The organism is bacterium (genome assembly GCA_023382385.1).
In the GTDB taxonomy this organism is placed as follows: domain Bacteria; phylum Electryoneota; class RPQS01; order RPQS01; family RPQS01; genus JABWCQ01.
In genome coordinates, this window is sequence record JAHDVH010000002.1 from 827,854 (window position 1) to 854,479 (window position 26,626).

Annotated in this window: 25 protein-coding genes; 12 read left to right on the forward strand and 13 right to left on the reverse strand. The window is 54.2% G+C overall.

Annotated features, from left to right (window positions below):
* Nucleotides 1–26: 26 nt before the first annotated feature.
* On the reverse strand, nucleotides 27–2,216 hold the full coding sequence (locus tag KJZ99_07875; GenBank protein MCL4305819.1) for a T9SS type A sorting domain-containing protein: 2,190 nt from the start codon (nucleotides 2,214–2,216) through the stop codon (nucleotides 27–29).
* Between the two features lie 195 nt (nucleotides 2,217–2,411).
* Nucleotides 2,412–3,614 carry an MFS transporter gene (locus KJZ99_07880; protein MCL4305820.1) on the reverse strand — a complete coding sequence of 401 codons (1,203 nt, stop codon included), beginning with the start codon at nucleotides 3,612–3,614 and terminating at the stop codon, nucleotides 2,412–2,414.
* A gap of 370 nt (nucleotides 3,615–3,984) precedes the next feature.
* Here KJZ99_07880 and KJZ99_07885 point away from each other — a divergent pair, with 370 nt between their 5' ends.
* The 5 genes from KJZ99_07885 (at nucleotide 3,985) to KJZ99_07905 (ending at nucleotide 9,172) form a co-directional block, all read left to right on the forward strand.
* Complete coding sequence (locus tag KJZ99_07885; GenBank protein ID MCL4305821.1) at nucleotides 3,985–5,484, forward strand: Do family serine endopeptidase; 1,500 nt, start codon at nucleotides 3,985–3,987, stop codon at nucleotides 5,482–5,484.
* Nucleotides 5,485–5,653: 169 nt separating this feature from the next.
* On the forward strand, nucleotides 5,654–6,457 hold the full coding sequence (locus KJZ99_07890; protein MCL4305822.1) for a DNA-3-methyladenine glycosylase: 804 nt from the start codon (nucleotides 5,654–5,656) through the stop codon (nucleotides 6,455–6,457).
* Between the two features lie 53 nt (nucleotides 6,458–6,510).
* On the forward strand, nucleotides 6,511–6,942 hold the full coding sequence (locus tag KJZ99_07895) for a methylated-DNA--[protein]-cysteine S-methyltransferase (protein ID MCL4305823.1): 432 nt from the start codon (nucleotides 6,511–6,513) through the stop codon (nucleotides 6,940–6,942).
* 138 nt (nucleotides 6,943–7,080) lie between these two features.
* Entirely contained in the window at nucleotides 7,081–7,488 is a 408-nt protein-coding gene (locus KJZ99_07900) for a hypothetical protein (protein ID MCL4305824.1), read from the forward strand.
* 49 nt (nucleotides 7,489–7,537) lie between these two features.
* Nucleotides 7,538–9,172, forward strand: a complete 1,635-nt coding sequence (locus KJZ99_07905) for a T9SS type A sorting domain-containing protein (GenBank protein MCL4305825.1) — start codon at nucleotides 7,538–7,540, stop codon at nucleotides 9,170–9,172.
* Nucleotides 9,173–9,280: 108 nt separating this feature from the next.
* Here KJZ99_07905 and KJZ99_07910 read toward each other — a convergent pair whose 3' ends face one another.
* From KJZ99_07910 to polA, 7 genes are all read right to left on the reverse strand, one after another.
* Nucleotides 9,281–9,946 carry a DUF4433 domain-containing protein gene (locus KJZ99_07910; protein ID MCL4305826.1) on the reverse strand — a complete coding sequence of 222 codons (666 nt, stop codon included), beginning with the start codon at nucleotides 9,944–9,946 and terminating at the stop codon, nucleotides 9,281–9,283.
* Nucleotides 9,943–11,157 (reverse strand): MFS transporter, encoded by a 1,215-nt coding sequence (locus tag KJZ99_07915; GenBank protein MCL4305827.1) that lies wholly within the window; start codon nucleotides 11,155–11,157, stop codon nucleotides 9,943–9,945. Before KJZ99_07915 ends, KJZ99_07910 begins: the two co-directional genes overlap by 4 nt.
* Nucleotides 11,154–12,803 carry a hypothetical protein gene (locus KJZ99_07920; protein MCL4305828.1) on the reverse strand — a complete coding sequence of 550 codons (1,650 nt, stop codon included), beginning with the start codon at nucleotides 12,801–12,803 and terminating at the stop codon, nucleotides 11,154–11,156. Before KJZ99_07920 ends, KJZ99_07915 begins: the two co-directional genes overlap by 4 nt.
* A gap of 119 nt (nucleotides 12,804–12,922) precedes the next feature.
* Nucleotides 12,923–13,348, reverse strand: coding sequence for a hypothetical protein (locus KJZ99_07925; GenBank protein ID MCL4305829.1), 426 nt, complete (start codon nucleotides 13,346–13,348; stop codon nucleotides 12,923–12,925).
* A gap of 411 nt (nucleotides 13,349–13,759) precedes the next feature.
* Nucleotides 13,760–14,122, reverse strand: a complete 363-nt coding sequence (locus KJZ99_07930) for a hypothetical protein (GenBank protein ID MCL4305830.1) — start codon at nucleotides 14,120–14,122, stop codon at nucleotides 13,760–13,762.
* A complete protein-coding gene (locus KJZ99_07935; protein MCL4305831.1) occupies nucleotides 14,119–14,547 on the reverse strand; it encodes a hypothetical protein in 429 nt (142 codons plus the stop codon). Before KJZ99_07935 ends, KJZ99_07930 begins: the two co-directional genes overlap by 4 nt.
* 71 nt (nucleotides 14,548–14,618) lie before the next feature.
* Nucleotides 14,619–17,372 carry a DNA polymerase I gene (gene polA, locus KJZ99_07940; GenBank protein ID MCL4305832.1) on the reverse strand — a complete coding sequence of 918 codons (2,754 nt, stop codon included), beginning with the start codon at nucleotides 17,370–17,372 and terminating at the stop codon, nucleotides 14,619–14,621.
* Between the two features lie 95 nt (nucleotides 17,373–17,467).
* On the opposite strand from polA, the gene KJZ99_07945 reads away from it, so the two are divergent.
* A complete protein-coding gene (locus tag KJZ99_07945) occupies nucleotides 17,468–17,800 on the forward strand; it encodes a DUF3467 domain-containing protein (protein MCL4305833.1) in 333 nt (110 codons plus the stop codon).
* A 71-nt stretch (nucleotides 17,801–17,871) separates the two neighbouring features.
* Complete coding sequence (locus KJZ99_07950) at nucleotides 17,872–19,302, forward strand: fibronectin type III domain-containing protein (GenBank protein MCL4305834.1); 1,431 nt, start codon at nucleotides 17,872–17,874, stop codon at nucleotides 19,300–19,302.
* 53 nt (nucleotides 19,303–19,355) lie between these two features.
* On the opposite strand, the gene KJZ99_07955 is transcribed toward KJZ99_07950, so the two are convergent.
* The 4 genes from KJZ99_07955 to KJZ99_07970 form a co-directional block, all read right to left on the reverse strand.
* Nucleotides 19,356–20,258 carry a hypothetical protein gene (locus KJZ99_07955; protein ID MCL4305835.1) on the reverse strand — a complete coding sequence of 301 codons (903 nt, stop codon included), beginning with the start codon at nucleotides 20,256–20,258 and terminating at the stop codon, nucleotides 19,356–19,358.
* A gap of 132 nt (nucleotides 20,259–20,390) precedes the next feature.
* The gene (locus tag KJZ99_07960; protein MCL4305836.1) at nucleotides 20,391–21,041 is read right to left on the reverse strand and encodes a GyrI-like domain-containing protein; all 651 of its coding nucleotides are present in this window, start codon (nucleotides 21,039–21,041) and stop codon (nucleotides 20,391–20,393) included.
* Between the two features lie 177 nt (nucleotides 21,042–21,218).
* A complete protein-coding gene (gene mutY, locus KJZ99_07965) occupies nucleotides 21,219–22,298 on the reverse strand; it encodes an A/G-specific adenine glycosylase (GenBank protein ID MCL4305837.1) in 1,080 nt (359 codons plus the stop codon).
* Between the two features lie 124 nt (nucleotides 22,299–22,422).
* On the reverse strand, nucleotides 22,423–22,968 hold the full coding sequence (locus KJZ99_07970) for a hypothetical protein (protein MCL4305838.1): 546 nt from the start codon (nucleotides 22,966–22,968) through the stop codon (nucleotides 22,423–22,425).
* Nucleotides 22,969–23,169: 201 nt separating this feature from the next.
* Between KJZ99_07970 and KJZ99_07975 the strand changes: the two genes are divergently transcribed.
* The 5 genes from KJZ99_07975 (at nucleotide 23,170) to KJZ99_07995 (ending at nucleotide 26,599) form a co-directional block, all read left to right on the forward strand.
* Nucleotides 23,170–23,589: a hypothetical protein gene (locus KJZ99_07975; GenBank protein MCL4305839.1), complete on the forward strand. Its 420-nt coding sequence runs from the start codon at nucleotides 23,170–23,172 to the stop codon at nucleotides 23,587–23,589.
* Between the two features lie 5 nt (nucleotides 23,590–23,594).
* Nucleotides 23,595–24,197, forward strand: a complete 603-nt coding sequence (locus tag KJZ99_07980; GenBank protein ID MCL4305840.1) for a hypothetical protein — start codon at nucleotides 23,595–23,597, stop codon at nucleotides 24,195–24,197.
* Between the two features lie 173 nt (nucleotides 24,198–24,370).
* Complete coding sequence (locus tag KJZ99_07985; protein ID MCL4305841.1) at nucleotides 24,371–24,841, forward strand: hypothetical protein; 471 nt, start codon at nucleotides 24,371–24,373, stop codon at nucleotides 24,839–24,841.
* A 58-nt stretch (nucleotides 24,842–24,899) separates the two neighbouring features.
* Entirely contained in the window at nucleotides 24,900–26,063 is a 1,164-nt protein-coding gene (locus tag KJZ99_07990; protein MCL4305842.1) for a glycosyltransferase, read from the forward strand.
* Entirely contained in the window at nucleotides 26,060–26,599 is a 540-nt protein-coding gene (locus KJZ99_07995; protein MCL4305843.1) for a dCMP deaminase family protein, read from the forward strand. The genes KJZ99_07990 and KJZ99_07995 overlap by 4 nt, the downstream gene beginning before the upstream one ends.
* Nucleotides 26,600–26,626: the final 27 nt, after the last annotated feature.

A 26,626-nucleotide genomic window follows, 5' to 3' on the forward strand; every position in this document is an offset into this window, starting at 1 on the left:
GCAGGCCACGTGATGCACCCTCAACTTTACTTGAGCAGCATCAGCTTGTGCGTGCTGTGGAAGCTTCCCGCCTGAATGCGCGCGAAATACATTCCGGAAGGCAGTTCGCTGCCGCCGAATTGCACAGTGTGATAACCGGCCTGCAGACGGCCGAGGTTCATATCGCGGACAACCTGGCCGTTGATATTAAAGACGACGATGCGCGTCTCCGAAGCGTTTGGCACCGCAATCTTGAAGTTGGTCTGCGGGTTGAACGGATTGGGGAAGACCTTCACGCTGTATTCGGTCGGCAATGCGGCATTCTCGCCCACCGGCAACGGACCGCGAATCGTACCGCCCGACTGACCCGAACTCCAGCGTCCATCACCGTCGCAGGTCGGGTGTGACAGCACAAAGCCGGTTACGGTTTCGGTTGCACCATATGAAGTGGTCGACGTGAAGATGATTGAGTCATTATCCACGGTAACTGTCCAGCCGGTCGGCGCGGTGGCCGTCGTGCCTTCGCAGAAGTCGCGAATCACGACCGTGTTCAAGCAGCCGCTGTTAACCGTCATGGAGTAGGTCCAGTTCGGCGGTCCGGCAGTCACGAGCGTAAACGTAGCAGTTCCCGTTCCGGCGGCACGACGCGTTCCGGTGTTGCCGGTTGCAACGCTGCCAGCTCCGCACTGATTGAATGCGACAACGGTGTAGGAATAGGTCACACCTGCAACTGCGGTAAAGTCATCATATAGCAGAACGCCACCGGCAACGGAGCCGATGGTGTTTCCATCACGGCGAATCTGGAACGAATCCGTTCCGGCCAAAGCCGCCCACGTGACACGAACTTTGTCGCACAACGTATCGGAGGCCACGATCGTCTGCACGTTGCCCGGTGCGGCAAGGCGTGTTCCCGGCACCGGCGTGGCCGGCTGAAGCGTTCCGTTTCCACAAGCGTTCACGGCACGAACTTGATATTGACCAACCTGTCCAGCTACGGGAGCGTGACAGAAGCTATAATTGGGACCACCTGTTGCGGGAACCGTTCCAACGGAAACATTTGAGCGCAGAATCTGGAAGCTAACCGCATCGGGGCAATTCGCCGTCCACGTCACGCAAACTTCATCGCAATCATCACTCGTGGCAGCGATGTTGTTGATCGTGCACACCGGCGCGGCACCGGCACGACCATTGTCACAGGCTCCCGTACCGGTGCTGCAGGTTGTGGAGTATCCGTAAACACAGTATGCAGCGACTCCCGCGAGCGGTGCATTATCCACAAATGTGCGCACCTGTCCGGCGCTGCCGCGGTTTAATGAGCCGATATGAACACCTTCGCGGAACACGCGGAAGGAGTCAAGACCGAGCACGGTATTCACAGACCAGCGGACGTATACCGATCCGCAACTGTCATCGGTGGCCGACATGTTCTGCGGTGTCGGCGGAGTGACCAAGCTGCGGCCAGTGACTTCCATTGCAGTAGAAAATGCGGTATCCGCATCCTGACCCGTGCCGCAGATCCGATACGCACGACAACGGACCGGAATATCAATGCCGCCCGGATAGCCTGTTATGGTGTAGCTTGTGTTGGCTGCACCGGGAATGTACACATAGTCAGCACTATTAACCAACAAGCGGTAGCCGGCAACATTTTCGCCGCTGTGGGTCCAATTCACGAGAATTGAGTTACACAGGTTCTGGGATGCCGTAAAATTGGATACCGGTGCCGGAGAGGGGCAGCCGCCACATGCACCAGCAACACAGGTGAACGGAATTTCTCCGGGACCTGTGCCGAAATAGACTTCTTGATAGCCGGTCTGAACACGGAACGTATCGCTCACCCAGTGAATGTCGCTGTTGTCAAGGCAGATTCGCAGGTAGAAGACGGGGTGACCAGTTCCATCGCCAGGATTCGGCGTGTTGGCGGCAAACACGAAATTCTCAGTGGCCGCAAACGTTCCGGGTGTTCCCAACTCTTGCATACCATTCAGCAGGAACTGATTGAAGTTCGCTTGCTGGAAACCGAAGCCTTCTTGGGGTTGAACGTCGCCGGGTCCAATCCCGTTTGCGGTGGAATCCCACCACACCTGAATCGTGGTTCCATCCGGCACCGGCGTTCCGCCGCCGCACGCATTCGTAATTACCTGAAATTCATCGAGGAACCAGACTTGAAATTGTGCATTCGCGGAGTTGACCACGAGCGCCAGGCAAACCATTAACAAAGCATATCTTAGACGCATCTTTGACTCCTATAGGTCGTCACATGTTATGAGGATAATGCGCTAATTTAGAATATATCATTTGAAAAGTCAACTCTTAGCTACTCAATTTTCTGAAGTTAAGGTCCTGCAGGAGGGGGAGTGACAGCCCGAAAACATAGGAGTTTAGCCCAGGAAAACCGGTCAGGTCGATAATTATCAACGTGACAAACACACTTAGTCGGCCGCAAACCTCTCTTTTGTCAGGCCTCGAACGATGAGAAAACCGGCCAAAGTCGCCTCAAGAAAGCCACCGCAAAACAGCACCATTGCATAAGCAGTTTCTGTGGGAGACCACATGGTGAACAGGGTTACAAGTGCACCCGAGACCAATGGCCCAAGCAGAAATCCCAGTGAACCCGCCGAGTTGAATCCGCCCATGGAAGTGGCGACATTGCCGTCCGGCGCCCGCGTGGCCGACAGCTGAAGTGTGGGAATAAACATCATGGCCGAAGCCGCGCCGAGCAGGAACATCCAGACCATCAGAAGCGGCGGTTCCACCCACCCGACTGTGGCAAAGAACAGTCCGTAGCAGAGCGAGCCCCACAGCAACAGCTGAGTCTGTGAAAAGCGACGCGACAAGACCACGACCGGACGGCAGAGCAGCCCCATCGTAAGCATGAAAGCCGCAATGTATCCGCCGATTTGACTTGGCGTGAAATCAAATCGCAGTGAAGCATAAATCGGAAATGAAGCGACAAAAAAGCCGACCGTGAATCTATCCAAGAAGGCGAACAGATAGGGAAGCCGCAAGCGCGGCTCGGTTGCCAACAGCTTTAGAATCTCGCCGAGGCGATGTCGTCGCGCAAAAACTGTTTGAGGGACAGCGAGTACCAAGGAAGCGATGGCCACCACAAACATGATCAAGCCGCCCAATGAAAGCGAGTAGGTCGGCGACATTGCACCCAGCCAGCCGCCAATAGGCGAGCCAAGCGCGACACCAAACGTAATGGCCGCACCGACCCGACCCATCGCTGCGGAAAGGCCTTCGTCTCGGCGCGCTCCGGCGACGGCCAGAAGCAACGACAAAGTTCCGATATGAAACGCACCTTCGATAAACCGCAGAACGAGCAGAGTTGTAAAGTTGCTCACGTGCGGCATAATCAGGAAACAAAGCCCGTCGAGAACAGCCGCGATCGCAATGAACGTGCGCGGCCTGCCGTAACGGTCGGCAAGACTGCCGGCAATCGGAGCGAACAGGAAAGCGGCCAGCATGTTTGCCGCCAGGAAGATGTGTGCCCAGAACTCCGAAACGCCGAAGCCGTCCATGACAAATGTTTTCAGGATTGGGACCACCCCCGTGACCGGAAGCATGGTCAGGAAGATCAGCCACGGTTCGATGCGAAGTTGAGGTGCAGAGGGGTGATTACTTCGGGGCACGTAACAGACTCAAGTTTGACCGATCAAAAAGCTGACTTCGTTCCAGAATATCAGGCCGTATGGAATTGTATTGTGCACTGCGGACGACGCAACCGCATCACGAGAGACTGATCTCTTTTGCAGGGGGAGAGGCCTTGCGATTGTAAGCGCTTACAAGCATACTATTAAAATAAGGAATTGAAAAGCGATTTACAACTCCAGAACCACAGCAAGATCACATCAAAAACATATAAATCAAATACTTATTTAGTGTTTGGGAACTTGGGAACCGAACCGATTTGATATCGTATACTCCTTGAAACGCAATTGATGGGGCATGTTGTATGCCTCGCATTTTGACAAGAAACCACCCAAAACAATTGAAAAGACCATGAAAAAACTGGGATGGCTTGGTGCAAGCCTCGTATTAGCGGGAATCGTGGCTGGCGTGCTGTTTACAGCCCAAATGGGGATTCAAACCCCAGCCGTGGCGGTTGAGGACGTTGCTCCTCGCGTAAATGCCGAATTTGCGCAGTACAATAACCTGATTAACGACCATGGCGAAAGCCCGTTCGTTGCTGTTGCCGAGCGTGTCGGACCAACGGTCGTCTACATATCATCGGATAAAGTGGTCCGCCGCCGCGATTCGATGCAGGACTTCTTCGACAACTCTCCCTTCTTTGAGTTCTTCCACAAGGATATGCGCGAGCCGAACCGCGAGTTTCACGCTCCTTCCACCGGGTCGGGCATGATTATTAGTCGTGACGGCTACATCCTGACCAACAATCATGTGGTGGACAACGCGGACAAAGTAACGGTAAAGACTCAGAACGGCAAGGAGTATGAGGCCAAGATTATCGGAGTTGATCCGGAAACGGATGTTGCGGTGATAAAAGTGGATCACAATTTTGAGTCCAATGAAGTCGCTCTCATCGGCAACTCGGATCAGCTGCGGGTGGGTGACTGGGCGATTGCCATGGGGAACCCGCTTGGCTTGGATTGGACTCTGACGGTGGGTATCATCTCAGCTCGTGGACGTAACAACTTAGCTATCTCAGGCGGCGGTCCGAGCTATCAGGACTTCATTCAGACCGACGCTTCAATTAACTTCGGCAACAGCGGCGGCCCGCTCTGCAACATTCACGGTGAAGTCATCGGCGTGAACACGGCCATCAATCCGTCGGGTCAAGGTATTGGATTCGCCATACCGATCAACATGGCCATGAAGGTCGTGGATCAATTGCGCGCGCATGGCAAGGTCGCGCGTGGATATCTTGGCATGCTGCCGCGCGAGTTAACGGCCGATCTGCGTTCTGCGACTGGTGTGAGCAAAGATCAGGAAGGCGTGTTTGTGGAGCGAGTCGATCCCAATACACCGGCGTCCGATGGCGGACTTGAAGCTGGCGATGTGATTACCGAGTTCGACGGCAAGACGATCAATGATGTCCAGAAGTTTCGCATGGCAGTCGCGGATGTGCCGCCGGGCAAGAACGTGCGCGCGAGAATAATTCGCGACGGAAAGACCAAGAATCTCGAGTTCGTGCTGGGTGATCGCGCACAGTTGGCGACGTTCCTCGGACAGGAGAAAGAGGCACCCGCACCATCTACCAATTGGCTGGGTATTGACGTCGGAGAAATCAACGAGTCGATGGCGCGCGCGCTGCGGCTTGACGGCACATATGGTGTGATCATCAACGAAATTGAGAAAGACAGTCCGGCCAAGCAGAAGCTGCGTGCGGGCGACGTGATTATCGAAATTGACCGCAAGCCGGTGGACGATGTGCGCGCCTTCAAAGAGATTGCCGCAAGTCTACGCAATTCGAACAAAGCGGTGCTCTTCAGAATCGTTCGCGAAGGCGTTAAGACCTTCGAGGCAGTGGAAGTGAACTAAGAAACCTTCTTGAACCTCCAGCACTCCCCGGTCAGCTTGGAATGGCCGGGGAGTGTTGTTACCTCCTATATCCTCTTCCTCTATGCTCATCTATACCTTCTCCGCACCTTTTTCATTCGAACGCACAGCGGCTTACATCGGCCGATTTGAAAACTCTCAGACGCACGCCGTGTCTGGCGAGCAATTTTGTCAGGTGCTTTCAGATGATAAAGGCTACTATCTTGTCGAGGTGAAGCCGTGGGGGAAGAGTTCGGTTCAGGTCTGCGTGGTTGTGGGGGAGGAGACGGACTCGCGGCGTGTTCAGATCCGCCGCTATCTCGATCGCACATTTGGGAGCGATGACGAGTTATTACGCTTTTACGCGTTCGCCAAACCGGACGCGTATTTGTCAAAATGGACGAATGACTTTCGCGGACTGAGGTTGGTCGGCATTCACAGCCTTTGGGAATGCCTCTCGTGGTCCATCATTGGGCAGCAGGTTTCCGTGGCCTCCGCCTTTGCCACGCGATCGCGTTTGGCGCAGCATTGCGAGGCAGTTGTTGCATGGCAAGGCAAGGATTATGAGGGATTTCCTACGCCAGAAGCGGTGCTGAGCTTAACGCCTGCTGAACTGCGTGCCTGCGGGTTGTCCGCGATGAAAGGAGAGTATCTTCAGGGTCTTGCGCAGGAACTTTGTCTCGACTATCTTAATGAATCCTTACTCAGCAGTTCTGACCCAAGCAAAATTCGCGAACGACTGCTTGAGATTCGCGGGATCGGGCCTTGGTCAGTAGAATATGCAATGATGCGCGTGCACGGTGACCCCGATGCCTGTCCTCTCGAGGACATCGGGCTGCGCAATGCGCTCGCTCGCGAATACGGATTAGGCAAACAAGCGACACTTGAAGAGACTCGCCGCATCACGGACACGTGGCGGCCTTATCGAGGTTACGCAACATTTTATATATGGTTCACGTTGCTGAACACCCCATAGTCGAGACGGCATCCGAACTCTATTGGACGGATTTGAAAACGCCGCTGGGCCGCATGCGCCTCACCGCGAGTGCCTATGGTCTGATGCGTGCGGAGTTCATGGACGACCCTCGCGATGCAGCCGGCGAGTGCGTGGAAACAAAACTTCTTCAGCTTGCGCGCAAGGAGCTGACCGAGTATTTTGCGGGATACCGAACGCACTTTGATGTGCCGCTGGACTTGCGCGGAACCGAGTTTCAGTTGGAAGTGTGGCGCGAATTGCGGCTGATCCCCTACGGCACGACGATAACCTATGGTGAAATTGCCAAGCATTTGCTATTGCCGAATGCGTCGCGTGCGGTAGGAGTTGCGAACGGACAGAATCCTGTGGCCGTGATTGTTCCGTGTCATCGCGTATTAGGACAGAAAAATCAGTTAACGGGTTATGCCGGAGGTATAGATCGCAAAAGCTGGCTGCTCAGACATGAGTGCAGCACGCTGGTGTAGCGTGTAAGGTAAAGAAAATTTAGGCTTGCGCATCACAAGTGCGCAAAATTATTCGCTCTTGACTGAACTTCCGATCGCATGTATATTACAGTAGACCCTGCAACTGCAGGGCGACAACACAAACAAAAGAGGTGTGTCATGCGGAACAAAAGACGTAAGTTCAGGGGGGGGCGGAAGTTAGCGCTGATATTGGTGCTCTTTCTTGCAGTTGGAGCTAAGGCGCTGAACGTGGTAAACACGCATACTTCATCCGGATCGCTATCAAAGAGCATTACGGTCACTACTGCCGGAACCTACAAACACGATGCACTTGCGCCTGCGCAAGGATATCTCTACAGCGAAATAGAGAACCGCACGGCGATTCCTTCTGATGACATTTACGTGGAAAATGGCGAGTGTGTCAGTCATTCCGTTTATCTGGAGCAAACGGACGAACGTACTTTTTACAATCTTAACTCAACTGCCACGATTACGAGTGGCACAGCAAAATCGCAGGTACGGTCACAGGAGATAGTAACAATCTGCCCATCGGGCGGCGGAAGTTAACCGCAAACTTAGAAGCGGTCGAGTGCAAGCTCGACCGCTTCCTTGCATTATGAGACACCTTGTCTTGCTTCTCTTGTCGGCACAAGTTATGGCCGGCATTATCCCGATTACGCCTGCACAGAGCATTGAAGACGCGATGCTTTTCTCTGACACGGGCGACACGGTTTTGCTTGCAGATGGTCTCTATTCAGAGTCCGTGTTTATCACAGGGAAGAAGATCACGGTTGGAAGCCAGTTCTTGCTGGATGGGGATACGGCTCACATTTCGGCGACTATTGTTGAACGTGATCTCGTACATCCTGATACGCAATCCTGCTTCATTATCGTGGACTGTCCGGACACGGTTCGATTAGTGGGGCTTACGATTCGGAACGGGTTGGGGACTATGTGGTCGGAAGAAAATGCGTACGCAGGAGGCTGCGTTTACAGTCTGCTCTCAAAGGTAATCATTGAGCATTGCACGATTCGCTCTGGAACTGCCGCTTTCGGGGGAGGCATCTTCACGTTTAGGCGTGCCAATCAGTCGGTGAATAGCCTATCTCTGCGCAACTGCGTTGTCACGAATTGCGCGTCGGATTACTGGGGCGGTGGGGTATATGCAAACCGATGCACCCTTGAAGTCCGTAACAGTACCGTTCGTAATTGTTTTAGTCTGTCGCAATCTGGAGGGGGCATCAGCGCACCCGCGCCTGCTGCTATCATTGAAAACTGTACTTTTGATAGTTGCGCAGGAATTGTTGGTGGTGTTGATCTTGGCGTCGGGAGCGCAATTGTACGAGGATGCACTTTCACTAACAATACAGCAACGCTAATTAGGTACTCTGCGCATTTGGGGGGCGGGGGAGGATTCCGGAGAATTGAGGGCAACTATTTCGGTCCCACTCTGTCAAATACGGTAGGAGTACGATTCTGCTGTGACACCGAAGACTCCGTTTTCTTTGTCGGCAACATATTGGAGTACAACGAAGCGACAGTGCGAACCGGAAGTCTATATTCTGCGGGAGTGGCGGGAGAGATATCGCACAACATTTTCAGGTGGAACATTGGATCGTTGGGCAGTCAGATTTATTGTTTTCAAGGCACAACTGTAGACATCCATCACAACGTGTTTGAAGGCAACATAAGCCTTGATCCGAGTTTTCCGAGCGTCTTGCTGACTGGACCCAACGCACGGCAGCAGTTTCATGACAACATTTTGGTGGGGAACAGCGGAGGGACAATCGACTATAACGATACGTATCACACCACAATTGACGCACGCAACAACTGGTGGGGTCATGCGAGCGGACCTTATCATCCAACTCAGAATCCGGGCGGTCAGGGGGATACTCTGCTTTCGGACAGCGTGCTCTTTGATCCGTGGCTGATGTTTCCACCGGACACGTCTTCGTCGAGCGTAGGGCGGCCATTGCCAGTCTCGCCGGTAAACTGGGAACTACTGATTGTCTATCCTAACCCATTCAACAGCGAACTGTCAATTTCCATAGCGGGGATCATGGGGCAAGGGTTTTCCTTGAAGCTCTATGATACGCTTGGCCGCGAGGTTGCCACGCTTCGCGAAGGAAGAGGGCACGGGACAACACTCCACTACAGCGCACCTCCGACACTCGCTGCAGGTGTTTATTTTCTGTGCGCGGCGGAAGGCAACTTTGTTGAAACTCGAAAAGTCGTGTTCCTGAAGTGAAGCACTTGCCACGAAAAGAAGTCGCGGCCCATCGATTGGATGGGCCGCTTCGTTTATACGATAGTCGAACGACAATACTCTACTACAGCGCAGAGCAAGTCGGTAAGTTTACGCTCCCGTCTGCCTTTTCAGTCTTGCCGGCCACAGAAACAATCTGGGTTCAATCCGTGTTTGAATCTTGTGGCCACTAAATTCTGCGAGCCTCTCGACTTCATCTGCCGTTCGAGCATTGCTGACAAATACGAAAAGTATGTCTGTGAGCGGCAATGCGCCTTTTATCAGCACTTCCGCCTGCGGGTGAGTAGGTTCGGAACTTTGCAATCCGAGGCGCGTCCACTTCTCAACGTGGTCTGCAAACATTGCCTGCAAACCAACTACTCTAGTCTGCACATGCCTTCCGTTTTCCTGTGCGGCAGATACCGCGGAGAAAAGCGTATCCTCCCTCTCAAGCAACTTCAAATCCAAAGCAAGATGCACCCACTCCACAGGCCAAGCGGATTTTGAGCGTGCATAGAGAAGTTCATAATTGGGAACCGTCAGTGCGCAGTTGATATAATCGAGGCCGACCGCGAATTGCTCGAAGCGACGCGGATCGTGCAACAACCGCTCAGCATTCGCCCCAAGTCTCGTCCGCAGTCCGCGCGCGGTGTCTACGAATCCGTCCCGAAAAATCTGCGGGAGATTAATCGTGATATGCGTGCTGTGCAGTAGCCATCTAAGGCTTCGCTTGCGCAGTTCGCGCGAGATGGTCGGTCTTCCGAACGGCCACATCACACGGCGCGCAATCGTCGATAGTGTGTAACGGTGTAAACGGCCACAAGCAGGCATATGACACTGGCGGAGGCCAGCGCGACACGTGCACTGAAGATGTCCGCCACCACGCCCAGCAGGAATGCGCCGATGGGACCGAAACCCAGAAATGCCGACGTATAAAACCCCAACACGCGCCCGCGCAAGTGATCCGGCGTGAGCATCTGCAGAAGTGTGTTCGTCGAGGCGAGAATTGAGATACCGGAGAAACCGGTCATCAACATGGCAATCACAGAGACTTCGAATTGCTGTGAGAGGGAGAAGATGAGCACTCCCAAAGCCATGCCGACCATTCCCATCATCACAACCCATCCACGTTTGGTGTCGCGGCTCATGGAGGCCTGCCAGAGTCCACCGAGCAGCGCGCCGATTCCCGCAGCAGACATCAGAATCCCCAGTCCTGAAGCTCCCTGGCCAAGTACGAGATCGGCAACCATCGGCAACAGGGTGTTATAAGAGAAGCCGAAGATTGCAAAGATAATCACATTGCGAATCAACACGCGCTGCACAGGCGCTCCGACGATGAAGCAATAGGCGTCGCGCAATTGCTTGAAGATAGGCTCACGGAGGTCACCGGTTGGCGGCGGCAAATTGCGCATCAGCGACAACGTGACAACTAATGAGAAGTAAGACAGCGCGTTGACCAGAAAACAGACGCCCTCACCAAAGAGCGGCACAAGCAATCCGGCAAGTGAAGGGCCGACAAACCGTGCGCCATTGAACGTCGAAGAGTTCAGTGCTACCGCGTTGCCGATGTCTTCCTTTCCGACAAGATCACCGACGAATGCGAGCCTCGCCGGCGCGTCAATGGCAAGGAACACGCCTGAAATCGTCGCGAGGATGAGAATATGCCATTCGTTGACGACTCCAGTGAACGTCAGGAATGCGAGGATAAGCGCAGAAATTGCGAGTCCGGTTTGCGTAATGTAGAGCACGAACCTCTTCGGTGAGCGGTCCACCAATACCCCGCCCACAGAGCCGAGCACAAGTGAGGGCAACTGCGACATCGCAGCGATGATCCCGAGCCAGAGTGGTGACTCGGTTATCCGCCAGACCAACCAACCCTGTGCAAGCGTCTGCATCCACGTGCCGACAATCGAGAGCGCAAACCCTGTCCAGAAGAGCCGGTAGTTGCGATGGCGAAACGCGCGGAATGTCTCCCGAGGTGAGTTCACCGGAGTTTCTGAGCTTCCCGTTCGAGTGCATCAAAATAGCCATTCAGAGCGCAAGCATGCCGCAGGTACTCTGCTTCACGCGGACCGCCTTTGCCACGTGCCATTGCGAGCCAAGTCCGCTTCTGCTGAGCGGACCAACTTTCGGAATCCGGCAGCGCAAGCAGCAATGAGCCGTGCTGAGCCACCCATTTGCGTTCGCTGGTCGTCATGCCGGGCAACGCAAAACCGAGCCGCTCTTCGACTGCCCTCAGAACGCGCTTCTCAAACCCGCTGTCACGTGGGGCGAAAGTTGTTAACGCAAGCGAAGCCAGCAGTGAAACGGAATCCAGCGGATATTCGCGGTAGAGTGCAGGATCCTGTCCATTCAGACCCATCACAACGTCAGCTTCGGCAAGCTGTTTAAGAGTCTTCCTGGGCGTTCGATAGCCTTTAGTTCGGGCGATGCGCTTGCGCTCAGCATCTGCAACCCTTCGCAGTTTAGCATCGGTCGAACGCAATCCAAGTTTATCGTAAAACCAGTAAGCCCCTGAACCGACAGCCTCGTCGTTCTCATACCCGATCTGATAGCGGCGGGCGATGACCCAAGGCGCGGGACAAAAGGCGCGTGCCGCACGAATGAGTGAAGCATAAACCCAGGCCGCCTCACCTCCGCGAAACGTGTCGAAGATATTAAGCGCAATTTCCAGCCGTGCCGGATGCATACCACCACCACCATAGCTGATCGGTACGCCGTTCTTGAGCATCAAGAATCCCCAGCCCGCCTCCTGTGGAAGCCTCCACTCGAGCTGGTTGAACCAAACCAGTAGTGATGCGCCGCGCTCAAGCTGTATCTCGTACAACTCCTCTGGATTCCCGTGCGTTGCGCCGTAGTATTCGCGTAATCGAACAGTCAATGTGCCATGCACGAGATTCAGAAGCTCCTGTCCGCGTCGCCGCGGAACCGGCTGCGGCAGCTCGAGGGGCTTTCGGATCTCCGCAGCGAAGTCAAAGGTGAACTTGTCCTGCGGCCAGATCCAGAGGGTATTGGGCCTGGGTTCAGCAGTCAGCGTTCGCGAGGGTCCCTTCGGGTCAAGCGTCATCGCGAGCATGAGACTTGCCTCATTATAGAGGTGATCTGCCACCTGTTCGGGAAAAGCATGCCGGAATCGCTCGAGCAAGAGCGACAGCGTACTCCGTTCCCCCGCGACTTTTTGCAGAATCTCGCGCACGGTAAGCGTCTCCGAGTCTGCCGCATCGGCCTCAACACTCTCCAGCAGCAACCAAAGCAAACCGGCCAAGGGATCGCTTTCCCGCGATTCATAATCCTCCCAATCGAGGTCTACAAGATCCTTAAGACGAGTGCTAAGAACCTGAGCGTTACCAAAGTCAAAAGCGTAGTAGAGCATTGTGCCGACCACACCCGTTTGTGCGAGTTCTTCAGCGAGCTCGGGAGTGATACGCGCATGGAAGTGCGAGAGCTCACGATCCGCAAAACGCCGCACGGCTTCGCTGACAGGATAGGCTTTGTAAAAGAGCAACTGGTCGTGATAAGCAAGCAACGACTTAGCGGAATACCGGGCGGTGCTGAGTGCACGCAGCAGCTCGAGCGTTTCGTCCGCCGAAGGTCGGGCAGTAAGTTTCTTGAGTAGAGATTGGGCGGTCATCATAGAGCCCTTACCGTTTAAATATCGAATAACACAACAGACAATTTACCACGCCATACCACAAAAAACAAACGGCCCGGAGAGTTCCGGACCGTTTGCATATCGTAGCCTGAAGAAACCGATTACATCGGCATCGGGGCGGCCTTCTTGGCCTTCTTGCGGCGCTTCGGAGCCTTCTTCGCCGTTGCTTTCTTGGTGGCCTTCTTGGCAGCTTTCTTCTTGGTGGCCTTCTTGGCGGCTTTCTTCTTGGTTGCTTTCTTCTTCGTCGCCTTCTTCGCGGCCTTCTTAGTTGCTTTCTTCTTGGTCGCTTTCTTCTTGGTCGCCTTCTTGGCCGTGGCCTTCTTGGCGGCTTTCTTCTTGGTGGCCTTCTTCTTGGCCGTGGCCTTCTTGGTGGCCTTCTTCTTGGTTGCCTTCTTCTTGGCAGGACTCATTCGGATTTCTCCTTCGCTGAATGATCGGGCAGAGACTCGTTCGAGAACAGGATGTTTGATGTCCAGACAGGAAGCGGATGCGCTGCCCGAGATTCGCAGGCCTCCTGCTCTGTGCAACGCGGCAATCCGTGCGGCGAATTACCGAATTGTACCGGCGGCTTCTCGAAAGATGAGTCGCACAGTATCTATGATCGCGTCCCTGAAAGCGGGACGTTCATCGCGTTCCAGAACGGGTTGGATTCATTAGAATCAACGACCCGTGAGGGGAATCGTGACCATTTCGTGCCAAGCTATAGCAACAAATGGGCCGATTTTCAGCAAAGATAAGCAGATGACCAGTGTTCAGCACCGATTCATGTACTGTTTGAGCCTGCTGTTGGCTCGGTCGAACACAACGTAAAACTTTTAGGTAAAAAGATTTACGAAGTCCATAAAGAACAGGGCCTCGATTTCCGATGAAGTCCGTGCGAAGTCAGAACTAAATTCGCAGAAACCTGCATGCTCATACTTTCGAGTTACTCTGAGCGGCTATCGTTTCCGCTTTGCATCGCGGGCAGCGCGTTTTTCAGCTTTGAGCTTCGCGCGAAATTCTTTTTGCCGAGCTTGCTCGACTTCATCCCGCGCTTCAATCAGGTCGGCGAGATAGCCAAGCGTTTCCCGCCGCTCCAAAGCCTGCTGCAGGAGATCGTACTCGCGGAGCGTGAACCACGTCCTGAGCATGGGGGCGAAGAAGAGCATGACCTGCGAGCCGATAAAATTGACGGGCCGCAGGGACTCCAGAAAAAGCACGGCGGGCAGTGCGAATCCCAAAGTCACCACTTTATCGGCAAGCTTGGCAAACAACTCAAGCTGTTCGGGACTCAGATAGTCCGGAGCCGTGATCTCCTTCACTTCGCGGACCTCGTCTCGTCGATTCGCTGCCGGATATACTTTAGAACTGCGTCACGCTCAGGAGGTTCCATCAGCAGCATCCCGCGATGTCCGTCGAGGCGGGATCGTTCCGCAAATGGCGAGACGAACAGGCCGTTCGGATCAAGTTCAACGCGTCCCAATTCCCGGAAAGTCTTGCGGCGTTTCCAGTACCAGCGCTTGAGTTCGATAGCGTCATCCGTGATCGTGAAGCGAGTCGGAATCCAATATGCGCTGAGCGATCCCAGCAAAAACACAAGGGAAAAGAATGCCCAGATCGCGCTGTCCAAAGCTTTCATGATTCCGTAGGGAACAAGAATCACGGCAAGGAGAAAGACCACGCGGCGGTATCCGCCCCGCTTCGGAGGATGCACTGTCCATTCAAAGATCGTTTGATTCGAGGGCATACCTTACCCAACCCACGACGCGAAAATATAACTCATCAATTTTGAAAACGCAAGTGCTTATCAGAAAAAAGTTACGAATGTGCCGCCAACCAATTAGCCCCGCTACCCACCTCAACCTCGATTGGAACCCTGAGTGGCATCGCTCCGGACATCTCTTGACGCACGAGTTTCTCGAGTTTCTCGAGTTCGGAATCGGGAGCTTCAAAGACGAGTTCATCATGCACTTGCAGCAGCATCCGAGCGGCAAACTTTTCCACTTTTAGCCGCTTTGCGATTCGAATCATGGCAATTTTAATCATGTCAGCGGCACTGCCTTGGACCGGAGTATTGATCGCAATGCGCTCCGCGAACTCCCGAACCTGCCGATTCGCGGCCTTGATATCGGGGATCTGGCGTCGTCGGCCCAGCAGCGTCTCAACGTAGCCCAGATCGCGGCAACGCTCGATAGTTTCCTGCATGAAGCGCTTGACGCCGGGGTAAAGTTTGAAATACTGTTCGCGGAAATCCTTGGCTTCTGCGCGCGGAATGCCGAGCTGCTCAGACAACCCGAAATCGGTTTGACCGTAGATGATACCGAAGTTCACGGTCTTGGCCGCACGGCGCATCTCCGGATTGACTTCAGAGAGCGGAACTCCGTGTATCTTGGCCGCAGTCTCCCGATGAATGTCTCCGCCGCTCTGGAACGCTTCCAAAAGAGACTCGTCGTTGGAAAGGTGGGCCATGATGCGCAACTCAATTTGGCCGTAGTCCGCTGATAGAATCTTCCAACCGTCTTGACCGGGAATGAATGCTTCACGAATTCTGCGGCCGACTTCTGTGCGTATGGGGATGTTCTGCAGATTGGGATTGTTGGAAGAGAGTCGTCCGGTTGCAGCAATCGTCTGACTGAAAGTCGTGTGCACACGTCCGGTATATGGATGCACGAGTTGCGGCAGCGAGTCTACATAGGTTCCCTTTAGCTTCGACAACGTGCGATACTCCAGCAGCTTCGCAGGGAGTTCGTGCCTCGGTGCCAGTGTCGTCAGTGTGTCCACATCCGTTGAGGGACCGGTCTTGGTTTTCTTCTGGACGGGCAGCCCGAGCTTTTCAAACAGGATGACCGCAAGCTGCTTGGGAGAGTTCAGATTGAAGGACTCGCCGGCCAGAATGTGGCACTCCTGCTCGATGCGGACGAGGTCGCGGTCGAGCTCCTTGGACATCCCCTCAAGCAGGTCCGAATCGAGTCGGACACCGGCAAATTCCATATCTCTGAGCACCGGAAGAAGCGGCATCTCAAGCTCATCAAACAGCTTCTTCTGGCTTTCGAGCAGGGGTTCAAGGACATGAACGAGCCTGAGAGCATAGTCGGCGTCTTCGCACGCATAGTCGGCAATTTTTTCCAGATCGACATCAAGCATCGAGCTCTGTTGCTTGCCTGATCCGATCAAATCGGAGGTTGGAATCTTGGAAAGTTTCAGAAAATCGCGCGTCAGTTCATCAATCCCGAGCGAGCGGCTGCCCGGGTTGAGGAGGTAGGCCGCGATCATGGTGTCAAAAGAAAGAGAGGCAACCTCGATTCCATAAGAGAGGTAGACCAGAGCATCATATTTGATATTTTGACCTGCTTTGGGGACTTCGGGGTCCTCAAGAAGATCGGCCGCAAGTTCGAGGTAAGCTGCAAGTGAACCTTCTGCCTCACTCCCGAAGCGCACGAATTGACGGGAACCTGTGGGCCTGCCCTCGAAGTGAGCAAGAGAGATGTAGTATGCCTCTCCCTCCACAACCGAGTAGCTTGCACCGACGATTTCTGCGAACATCGGATCGGCACTGGTAGTCTCAACGTCGAAGGAGAGAAGCGCCTTCGCTTCCTTCCATTGCGTGACGAGCTTCTTGAATTCCTCTGCGGTGCGGACGATCTGGTATTTACGTTTCGCAGCAGTTCTTGTGTCCGCCGTCACGGAACCTGCCGGGGCGGACGCACGCAGTCGATCCAGTACCCGATACAACTCAAGATCGGTGAGCAGGCGCTCGATTTCCGCGTTATAGATCGGCCGCACAGTGAGATCTTCCACGTCCATATCGATGGGTGCGTTGCAGTCAATCGTGACAAGCTCACGTGACAGGCGCGCCGACTCGGCGTGCTCGAGGAGCGCATCGCGCAGCTTCGAGGCTTTCATTTCCGGAGCGGCCTTGAGAACTTCGTCAACCGAGCCGTAGTCTCGGACGAGCTTCACTGCCGTTTTCGGTCCGACCCCTGCCACTCCGGGGACATTATCTGAAGAGTCACCCATCAATGCAAGCACATCCACGACGCGTTCGGGAGGCACACCAAAATTCTCTTCGACATCGGCCGGAGACCAGATAAGCACCCCGTCGGGTTTAGGATTGTACAGCTTGATGCGTTCGGAGACCAATTGCTGATAGTCCTTGTCGCCGGTCACCATATAGACGTCAAACCCCTCGGCTTCGGCGCGCTTCGCGAGCGTCCCAATCACATCATCGGCCTCCCAACCGGGAAGCGCAAGAATCTTTATTCCGGTTGCCACCAAGACCTGATCAAGTCTCCCTAATTGGTCTACCAGCTCCTCCGGCATCTTCTGACGCGTCGCCTTATACTCAGTATAGGCCTTATGGCGGAAGGTGGGTTCGGCAGTATCAAAAACAATTGCCAAGTGGGTCGGCTGCTCTTTCTCGATTAGCGAGATCAAGGTATTCAGAAAGCCGAAGATGGCTGATGTGATTTCGCCTCGTGAGTTAACCAGCGGATTGCGCAGAAAGGCGAAATGGGCGCGGTACATCAGAGCCGATCCGTCAATCAGGAAAAGGGTATGTTCACGGTCAGCCATTTCGTGGACCTTGCGGGCTTGACTTTTTGCTGACAAAGCCCCTCATTAAAGCTCCGGTACTCATTCGAACAGTATATTCTACAAAAGGATAACCCATGTCAGACCAGCCGGGCCCGCGCCCTCATCAAATTAACGTATCCCTGGACGAGAAAGTGGCCGAGGGGACCTATTCAAACCTCGCCCTGATTTCGCACAGTCCTGCCGAGTTTTTCCTCGATTTTGCCCGGATGGTTCCGGGAACACCGAAAGCCTCAGTGCACGCGCGAATTATCATGACTCCGTCGCATTGCAAGTTTCTGCTGAATGCGCTGAAGGAGAACATTGAACGCTTCGAAAAGCAGTTTGGAGAAATCAAGCTGCAAGGTGGGCCGTCACAGCCGGGCAGCCAATTCGGGTTCCGAACCGGCAACGAACCGGATATCAAGTAACTTTTGCACTTTTCAGCAAGGGCAAACGGACCTGCTGGAAGTAGTAACGGCTTCACTCTCTGGAGGGAAACATGTCTCGCATCATCGCACTGCTTGCCATCATCGCCGTACTTACTCTGTCGTGTGACGAGGAGAAGAACCCGCAACCAACTCCTCCGACTGCGCCCAATCTGCTCGCTGCGATCGAGATAACACACAGCTCTGTGCGAATGACATGGAACGACCGCTCAAACAACGAGGAGCGTTTTGAGGTTGAGAAGTCGACAGGAACAACATGGGAACTTGCGGAGACTGTCGGCGCGAATGTCACCGAAGCCTATGTTGGCGGATTGAACGCCGGAACGCCTTATCAGTTCCGCGTCTTCGCCGTGAACAACGCAGGTCGCAGCGATGCGTCCAATACGATCAACGTCAATACGCAATCCGTCAATCCGCCGCCAGCCCCCACGAACGTGCAGGCTAATGCCCTCGCCCCGTACGTCGTGCGCGTCACGTGGAATGACACCGCGCCGAACCCTGTCGTGTTTGTTATCGACCGCAGAACTATTGAAACAGATTGGACACGCGTAGGCGAAGCGCCGGACAACGCGACATCCTTTAATGATTCAACCTGCCTTGCCCTAACCACCTACTACTATCGAGTTGGTGCGCGGGCCGGGTCGTTGTTGACGATGTCCGCTGATTCGGCGCAGGTAACAACCCCGGCAGTCGGCACGCCGGCGCCGCCCTCAAACCTCCAGGCAGAAGTCATCTTGGGCACCGGAGTGCGTCTTTCTTGGACAGACAACTCCGTGGTCGAGACGTCATTCCAAATCGGCCGCAACATTTCCGGTCAGCCGTTCGGCGTAATTGATACCGTACCGGCCAACACGACCGTCTATTTCGACTCACTAGGCGACGCCATGGCCTTGTATAACTACGGGGTTCGCGCCGCGAACGAGGTCGGTGCGTCAGGCTGGTCGAATTACGTCCAGGCTAATTACGTGTTCTGTTCGGAAGGCGCGATTCCCATTTGCCTCGGATACTTCTGGACGTATGAGGTAGATCCTCCAAGTGGTACCAACTATCGGGTCATGCGCCGAATTCCCCGCGCAGAGTTCAACGATGGTTTAGACTACTATCTTGTGGTGCAGAACTATTGGCCTGATTCGGCCGGGACGGACTCGCTCTACTATTGGCGTAATCGAAACGACGGACTCTATCAGGATGAGTTTCCGTTTGATGCGACTCCGGCAGATTTACTTTTGCGAGTTCCGGCATCTTCAGGATTCTGGAGCTTCAACGGAGATAGCGTCATCGTGACGACAAGCAACGTCACGGTGATTGTCGCTGGTAGAGTCTTCTCGGGCGTGACCATCTATCAGAGATTTATTCGGGGCACCAACCGCAGCATCAAGTATTACCTTAAGACGGGGGACATCGGGATTATCAAAGAGGAGGAAATCGAGGGGTCCGTCATTCGAACGACACGTGAGATCGTTGACTGGCATACCGGTAATTAAACAGCAAGCGTCTCGCCGCGCGAAGGAGAGCGGGGCGTGGAGCGGATCGAAGGTTACCCCGCCATCCTTATAATAGAAAATCCGCCTTCAATTGGTCCGCCTTCGGGTTCGACGATTCGCAGCGGCAGGTTTCGTAAAGTGATTTCCTCTTCGAGCAGTGGTTTGAGAATGTCTCTCCGTTCCCATAATCCTCCGGTCACTGCGAGCGGAAGCACATGCATACTTTGCGGCATATCTTCAAGCAAGCGTTCGACCTGGTCAATCAACTCAAGTGCTGCAAACTCCAGGATTCCGCCGACTTCGGGCTGCTCGTCGGCAAATTGAAAAACGATAGGCGCAAGCTCAGCCCAGCGGGTTGGGCCGAAATCCTCACGGTAGACCTTCGTGATGATCTCAGAACTCGATCCGATTTGGAGTTTTTCGAGAATTGCGGCATGGAAAGGGGAAAGCTCTGCGCGCTCGCTTTCGCGCAAACACAGCCTGAGTGCTTCGCGGCCAATCCACGCGCCGCTTCCTTCATCACCCAGAAGGGGACCCCAGCCACCCGCGCGGAAGAACTCATGGCCCTGCGGGTTTTGATAGAAAGCAATCGAACCCGTGCCGATAATCAGAAGTATCCCGTGCTCTCCTTTATAAAAGGCTCCTGCGTAAGCCAAGTGTGCGTCGGTCACGATATGCACTCTGCTTTCCGGCCAGTACTCTCTCGCGACCGTGTTAGCGATCTCCAGCTCGCGCGCACGACCGACTCCGGCAAGTCCGAGCACGACTTCTTTACATGAATGAGCGTCCGGACACATTTTGAGTAAGTCTGCAAGGGCACTGCGCAACCCCTCCGGCCCATGCCTCGCGACATTTGAAGGCCCGGCCTCCGCAGAACACAGCAGGCGCCCGTCAGCCGTGATGAGCCAGCCGCTGGAGTGTGTTCCTCCGCCATCAACGATGAGGTAATTGTCCATATCGGATAAGTTAACTCTTTCCTTTATATATGCAACTCAAAAGGCCGGAGCACTCAGCTCCGGCCTTTTCCTTTCCAACAACCGCCGCAACATCAGGGACAATCAAATCTTAGCCGCATGACAAAGACGTGATTACTCCTTGCCTCCCTCCATCTGCGCTTGCTTCTTCATCGCCGGCCAGACAATTTCGCACAGCCAGTCTTCGGCTTTCTTGGAGTCCATATTGAACTTATGATAGACCTCCATCGGCGCGCCAGCCCACTCAAGGTTGTTTGCCTCGGCAAACTTCATGAGTCCCTCCCATGCATTCATAGAGGAATTGGGATGACCTTCATACGTGCAGGAGACAACCTGCATCTCCGGCATTTGTTCGATCGTCACATTTACAGTCGGTTCATTGTCTGCTGCGATGGGAAAGCACCACTTCGACGTCAACGAGCCTGCGGCGGTAGACGACGGATCTTCATACCACACGGAGAACATAGGGCCTGCGGGTTGAATGGACTTTTCGGCCATGTAGTCCATCAAACGCTTGACGCCGTTCGCTGCCATAGCCTCGATGGCTCCTTCATAGTCTTTTTCGCCCCAGCCGCCCTCGGGGGCTAAGTCGGCTGCACGCAAATACGCTGATGCAACGATCATCGCGGGCCTGGTAACATACTCAGGACCTCTGGTGATCTTGGCGGTGCCTTCAAAACCCGGTAATACCACATCATCGGCGGCAAAAGCAAATGAACATATGCAGAACGACAAAACGACTGCTGCGAGACCGAAGTTCTTCATAACTCCCTCTTTGATTTCTGACTTTCGTTTATTCAAGAAACGTCTGCGATGTGTGACAAATCGAATATTTGACTCAATCCTCTCGCGAGAGACTTCCGGAGTCACTTAGACATGCCAAGTGATGACAGCGACGAGAATTCGCGGCGTGACAACCCAGCATTCGTCAAAGATAGGTTTCTATCGAGTCAACTCATCCAAAACCACGCGATCCGCCTTAGGAAATGCGTAGTTGGAAAGTTCGGATGGCCGCACCCATTTTGCATCCGCGGCATGAAGCAGCTTCAGCTTTCCACCGATATGTTCACACTCAAAACAGTGCAAGGTAATTCTGAAGTGCGTATAGGCATGCTTGACACTGGCGATTAGTTCGCCAACTTGGACATGGATGGCCAGTTCTTCGAGCATTTCACGCCGTACACACTCTTCCAGCGTTTCGCCATGCTCTTTCTTGCCTCCGGGAAACTCCCAGAGTCCGCCAAGCATCCCATGTTCAGGCCGCTTGGTAATCAGGATTCGTCCGTTCTTGCGTACGATAGCCGCCCCAATATCATAATGCGGCGTTGCGGCTCTTGCCCGTCTGCGCGGCAGGACGGTCACGTCGTCCAGAGTCTTCCGCGCAATACAGACTCGTTTGAGCGGACACTCAGAACACAACGCCTCGCGCGGTCTGCAGACCGTCGCTCCGAGTTCCATGAGAGATTCATTCAGGTCACCCGGCGCGAAGCCAGACCTGACCGCCGCTTGCATCCACGATTCAGCAGCAGCCTTCAATCTGGCATTGACTTCGCGCTCCGTGATCAGTCCCCCTTCACCTGTCACACGAGCCATCACACGCTCGACATTGCCGTCCATGACGGGAGTAGCTTCGCCGAAAGCCAGCGACGCGATGGCCGCGGAGGTGTAAGAGCCAATCCCGGGAAGTTTCTTAAGCTCCGCGCTTGACCTCGGAAGCTTTCCCCCCATACCCAAAACCTGTTTGGCTGCCTTGTGGAGGTTGCGTGCGCGAGCATAGTAGCCGCAGCCCTCCCACATCTTCAAAACCTCGTCGAGCGGCGCGTTTGCGAGCGCTTCCACAGTCGGAAATGTCCTGATAAACCGTTGGAAATACGGTTCGACCGTTGTGACTTGCGTCTGCTGCAGCAGAATCTCGCTCACCCATATTTTGTATGGGTCGCGTGTCTTTCGCCACGGCATCGCACGTTTATTGCGCGCGAACCAGTCAATCAGTCCGCGAATTGTGCCTACACTAACTTTCAAATGATACCTTTGAAGTCACAAACGTGCAGACACTGGGCGGCGCAGCACACGAGAACAGATTTGTAGATGGAGAGAAGGGGAAAGAGAAACCGCTCACAACAATAGTTGCGAGCGGCATGCGAGATCAATTAGATGACGGCTTGCCCATATCCAATTCCAACAACAAACTCACCGTGTCGGAGACTGGTTCAATCCGTTTTTTTTTATTTGGGTCGTCCGTCAACCACCAAGCCTGCACCGTTTCCGAACCGTCAAGCCAGATCCGCATCAACCGGCGATTGGTGACGACCAGCACCGATTTGCCTTCTTTGGAATTCAGGACACGGTAGCGGTCCCAAAGCAGGTATCCCCCGCCGACCAAGCAGAGCCCCAGCCAGCCGAGCATGACGGAGAACCCCAAAACAGGACGCTGATTGGCAAGTGCTGCTCCGACGATCAAACAGAAGGGTGTGAACAGCATCATCGTTTTAAGCACAACATACTGGCCAAGTCTCTTCTGCCTGCGCGGCAGGGGCCAGTCTTGAATGGAGGCCACCTGCTCTGACTTCCCTAAATTCTGGAACAGCAAGTCCAATAGTTCACCAGCGTCCTGATGGACAGCCATGAACGTCTTGTGGCTGAGTTCGCCGCGCGAATAGCGCTTCAGGGTGTCGAGGTCGAGAGATTTCACGTTAGGCCGGTGGTCGGTCTCATCCTGTTGTTTTGACAATATAATAAAGGTTGCCTGCCCTCGCAAGCAGAGTGCACTGCGTAGATTGCGAAGAGCACCGCCTGGGCTTTCCGATTTCTGCCTCCAAAGCGGTTGCGGACGCAAGCGGAAAACCTTATATTTAACTCAACTTAGCATTATAAAGATTCCGCAGGAGCCTGCTTGGGCAGACGGATTGGCATCATATTATGGCTCGTCCTTGTCGTGACGGGAGGCAGCCAAGCACAGGAGCTGCCCGATTCGCTAGCGAAGCATGACTCGGTTCTTGTCGTAAAGCAAAGTTTTGATACAACTTACGTAATACCTGCGGGTCCAATAGCTGGCGGTTTCACGGACGACAGCCGCATTCAGGTGATAGACACGGTCGCTGGTTGGGCAAGGATTTTGGTCGAAGGTTGGGTACCGGTATCCAAGGTTCTTGGGAGGATGTCCGCAACGATCCCGGATGTTTCTCAGAAGTCCAAACCGGACAAACCTGCGAAAGCCGAACGCCCGCAATGTGCCGCCCAGACGAGCAAAGGAAAGCAGTGCAGCCGCAAGTCGATTGTCGGCTCAAAGTATTGCTGGCAACACTCACAGTGAAAGTCGTGCCTTGCATAGTTTTTACGGTCGCATTGCTGTCGGCAGTTAGTACTGCGCAGCCACCGGCCAAGATCGCCACGGACTACGAGTGGCAGCTTGCCCAGCCGGGCCGCACGCTGTTTCGCGACAAGTTGCCGGTCGGGCAGATTGCGCTCGTTTCAGGCCGCAAGGAAAAAGTCACCGGCGAGCTGCTGCAAATCCTGACGGACATTGCTTTCACTCCGGGTGACACCGTGCGCCATTTCGCGGCTACGATTCGTGTGTTTGAAGGAGAGCGCATCTATAGCGAAGTCGTTGTCGATGCCAATGAGTTGGCGGAATTGATCAAGGCCGCTCGCTACATCGTGCAAACTGCTGCGGACATCGCTTCAACAGCCCGCTCCGAAACGGACATCACTTTCCATACGAGAGCGGGGTTCAGTCTGGAGTTTCGGCAAGTCGGGACGGAGCAACTCTTGCAATTTGCTGTTCCCGATCCGCTTTCGGACGGTGAAATTATTCGCGTGCTATCAACAGACCAACTAAGACTCTTTTCCGACTTGCTTGACCTGACCATCTTTGAATTGAATCGTCAAGGGGCAGGAATCAAAGTCGCAAAACTCAAATAACTTCCTTCGAGACGGATACCGGATTCGCCTCATAAATCCATTTTAGTGTTATCAAAGTGCGCTACTCAGATCTTGTCTTAAAAACCTCCAGCTTGTCGCTTGGCAAGCATCTCATTGCAGAACTCGAAACCGGAGCCGTACTAATTCACAACACAGGTGCGCGCCATCATTATATGACGGCTCGTGACGAGTATCGACTCATCGTGGAAACCGGCGGGAAGTCGTTCACGCCGCGGCATAGCGACTTTCTGAGCGACTACCTGCTCAAGTGTGATTGCCGTCCCGAATTGCGCCTGTCACTTTCCGAGGCATGTGATGCGCTATGCAATGGAGCGGGTCCATCAGAGCTTATCGCATCCAAGAATCTGCCGAAGTTCTTTTCAGAAACTGGCAATGACACCTGGACCTACCAGACGAGTTTCTATCAAAGCGGCGGACTGTCGACCGAGCTCTTCCTTTATGGACTGCAGGGCTTGATTCGCACGTATGACCTTAATGACCCCACCGTAAATGCACCAGAGGCCTTTCGCAAGGCATTCCTGGAACTGCAATCCGGTGCTGGAGTGCCCGAAGTTTCGCAGCGGTTGCGCCCGCAGGTTCGAGCAGGTAAACGATACTTCGACGGCCTCGAGCGGACTGCCTGAATTCTCTGCATTTTGTTTCGAATTGTTTCTGTGAACTATCGGTATCGGAGCTTCGGCCGTGTCTGAAGTACTCCTCCAATGCGTCTTCTGGATTTCCGCCGGATTGATGGTGTTCACGTTTCTGGGTTACCCGTTAACTCTCAAGCTTTTTCGCAAACCGTACGTTAATCCTCCGCAGATGCCGGAAACAGACTGGCCCCGAGTGGCCGTCATGATACCTGCGTACAATGAGGAAGCGGTCATCGGCCGCAAGGTTCAGAACTGCCTCGATCAAGACTATCCAACTGACAAGTTGACCGTCTATGTTGGTTCGGATGGTTCCACCGACAAGACGGATGATATTGTCCAGTCGATAACTGATCCTCGCGCAAAGCTTGTTCGTCTGGGTGGCCGTAACGGCAAGCCGCTGGTCTTGAATCAGCTCTTTGAAATCGCGCACGATGCAGATATCGTCGTCATCAGCGACGCAAACATTTTGTGGGATAGACAGGCACTCAAAATGGCGTGTCGGCACTTCGCCGATGACAAAGTTGGTGTTGTTTCTGCTGGGCGTTATGCGCAGAGTGAGCGTGACGACGAGCTTGCCCTCGAAGAGCAACACTACACCGCGCACGAAAACAGACTCAAGACCCTCGAAAGCCACATAGGCGGCATGTCCGGCGGACTCGGAATGCTGTTGGCGATTCGCCGCGAATTGTATCGGCCGTTTCCACCCGGTTCGGCCAATGATGATACGACGCCGATGATTTGGGCGGTATTGGCAGGTAAGCGAGCGGTCTGGGAAATGGAATCCAAGGCTTTTGAACGTTCGGGGCAGTCGTTTCGCGAAGAGTTCCGCCGCCGGATTCGTATAGGTGTGGGGAATTATCAGACGCTTTTCCGCTACTTGGATATACTGCATCCACGTTACGGCATTGCAGCTTACACGTTCTTTGCCCACAAAGTCATTCGCTGGCTGTTTCCGTTCTTGATGCTTATCGCGCTGGTCGCGAATGCTTTGCTTATTCAAAGTCCGCTGTATCGCGTGCTACTGTATGGACAGCTTGCGCTCTACGGAACCGCTTTGTTCGGTGCAGTCTTAGTGGCTTTACAAGTACGCGTGCCTCCGATTACGTCGCTCTTTCACTTTGTTGCGATGAACATTGCACTCCTGATAGGATTCTTCCGCTACCTGAAACAAGGCAACCGCCGGTTTGTTTGGGAACCCACCGCTCGCACATGATACAGAAAAAAGACCGCATTTCCTGGGACGAATACTTCTACAATATCGTCAATCTCGTATCCATGCGTTCGGCGTGTCTGCGCCGCGCGGTTGGTGCGCTTATCGTTCGCAACAATCAGATCCTCGCGTCAGGGTATAACGGCCCGCCTGCCGGTCACCCGCACCCTGAAGAGCTCGGGGGCTGTGAGCGCGATATTGAAGGTATCAAGTCCGGCGAGCGGCTCGAGCTGTGTGTCTGTTTGCATGCGGAACAGAATGCCCTCTTGCAATGTGCCCGAAATGGCGTGTCTGTGGAAGGGGCAGACATATATGTAACCGTGTTCCCTTGCCCTATCTGTGCGCGCATGATTGCCAATTCGGGCATCAAACATGTGAAGGTTTTCGGCAGCTATCCCGGCGAAGATCGCAGCCGAAGGGTGCTGGAGAACGTTGGTATAAAAGTTGAACTGCTGGATGTCAGCGGTTTTCGCGCGCCGCTGTCGGGTCCGCAAGGTTGGGAAACCGAAGCAGAGAAGCTGGAAAAAAAGAACCACTAATCCGTTAGCGGCAATCGCGAGCCGACC

Bases quoted from the DNA above. Each gene is read 5' to 3' on its own strand.
- KJZ99_07960 (MCL4305836.1), bottom strand. From the start codon at position 21,041: ATGAAGAACTTCGGTCTCGCAGCAGTCGTTTTGTCGTTCTGCATATGT.
- KJZ99_07905 (MCL4305825.1), top strand. From the start codon at position 7,538: ATGAGACACCTTGTCTTGCTTCTCTTGTCGGCACAAGTTATGGCCGGC.
- KJZ99_07875 (MCL4305819.1), bottom strand. From the start codon at position 2,216: ATGCGTCTAAGATATGCTTTGTTAATGGTTTGCCTGGCGCTCGTGGTC.
- KJZ99_07995 (MCL4305843.1), top strand. From the start codon at position 26,060: ATGATACAGAAAAAAGACCGCATTTCCTGGGACGAATACTTCTACAAT.
- KJZ99_07895 (MCL4305823.1), top strand. From the start codon at position 6,511: ATGCGCCTCACCGCGAGTGCCTATGGTCTGATGCGTGCGGAGTTCATG.
- KJZ99_07985 (MCL4305841.1), top strand. From the start codon at position 24,371: ATGACGGCTCGTGACGAGTATCGACTCATCGTGGAAACCGGCGGGAAG.
- KJZ99_07900 (MCL4305824.1), top strand. From the start codon at position 7,081: ATGCGGAACAAAAGACGTAAGTTCAGGGGGGGGCGGAAGTTAGCGCTG.
- KJZ99_07955 (MCL4305835.1), bottom strand. From the start codon at position 20,258: ATGGACAATTACCTCATCGTTGATGGCGGAGGAACACACTCCAGCGGC.
- KJZ99_07935 (MCL4305831.1), bottom strand. From the start codon at position 14,547: ATGCCCTCGAATCAAACGATCTTTGAATGGACAGTGCATCCTCCGAAG.
- KJZ99_07920 (MCL4305828.1), bottom strand. From the start codon at position 12,803: ATGATGACCGCCCAATCTCTACTCAAGAAACTTACTGCCCGACCTTCG.
- KJZ99_07950 (MCL4305834.1), top strand. From the start codon at position 17,872: ATGTCTCGCATCATCGCACTGCTTGCCATCATCGCCGTACTTACTCTG.
- KJZ99_07945 (MCL4305833.1), top strand. From the start codon at position 17,468: ATGTCAGACCAGCCGGGCCCGCGCCCTCATCAAATTAACGTATCCCTG.
- KJZ99_07885 (MCL4305821.1), top strand. From the start codon at position 3,985: ATGAAAAAACTGGGATGGCTTGGTGCAAGCCTCGTATTAGCGGGAATC.
- polA (MCL4305832.1), bottom strand. From the start codon at position 17,372: ATGGCTGACCGTGAACATACCCTTTTCCTGATTGACGGATCGGCTCTG.